This window comes from Streptomyces pathocidini (genome assembly GCF_001418495.1).
GTDB classification, from domain to species: domain Bacteria; phylum Actinomycetota; class Actinomycetes; order Streptomycetales; family Streptomycetaceae; genus Streptomyces; species Streptomyces pathocidini.
Genome location: NZ_LIQY01000191.1, coordinates 1 through 720 on the forward strand (window position 1 = coordinate 1; position 720 = coordinate 720).

The 720-nt window shown below is 73.1% G+C and carries 1 pseudogene; it reads left to right on the top strand.

The features are described from left to right. Position 1 precedes the first annotated feature (1 nt). Positions 2 to 720: pseudogene (locus AOK16_RS28160) on the top strand (PucR family transcriptional regulator); the annotation flags it as partial.

Consider the following 720-nt stretch of genomic DNA (forward strand, 5'->3'; position numbering starts at 1 on the left):
GATAAGGCAGTCTTGTTCCGTGCCTGAATCCGGATCCGCAGACGCCCATCCCCACGCCGCAACCTTGCGCAGGCTGGAGAAGTCCTCCGGCCGCCTGGCCGCCAACGCCATCACGCGCATGGACGAGACGCTGCCGTGGTACCGCGCCATGCCCCCGGAGAACCGTTCCTGGATCGGCCTGGTCGCCCAGGCCGGCATCGCGGCCTTCACCGAGTGGTTCCGGCACCCGGAGACCCCGCAGGCCATCAGCACCGATGTCTTCGGCACCGCGCCCCGCGAGCTGACCCGCGCCATCACGCTCCGCCAGACCGTCGAGATGGTGCGGACGACCATCGAGGTCATGGAGTCCGCCATCGACGAGGTGGCGGCCCCCGGCGACGAGTCCGCGCTGCGCGAGGCGCTGCTGGTCTACGCGCGCGAGATCGCCTTCGCCACCGCCCAGGTGTACGCGCAGGCCGCCGAGGCCCGGGGCGCCTGGGACGCCCGCCTCGAATCGCTGGTGGTCAACGCGGTGCTGTCCGGGGAGGCCGACGAGGGCGCGCTGTCCCGCGCGGCCGCGCTCGGCTGGAACTCCCCCGAGCACGTCATCGTCGTGCTGGGCACCGCCCCCGACGGCGACAGCGAGCTGACCGTCGAGGCCATCCGCCGGGCCGCTCGCCACGCCAAGCTCCAGGTCCTGACCGGGGTGCTGGGCGCCCGCCTCGTGGTGATCGCGGGCGG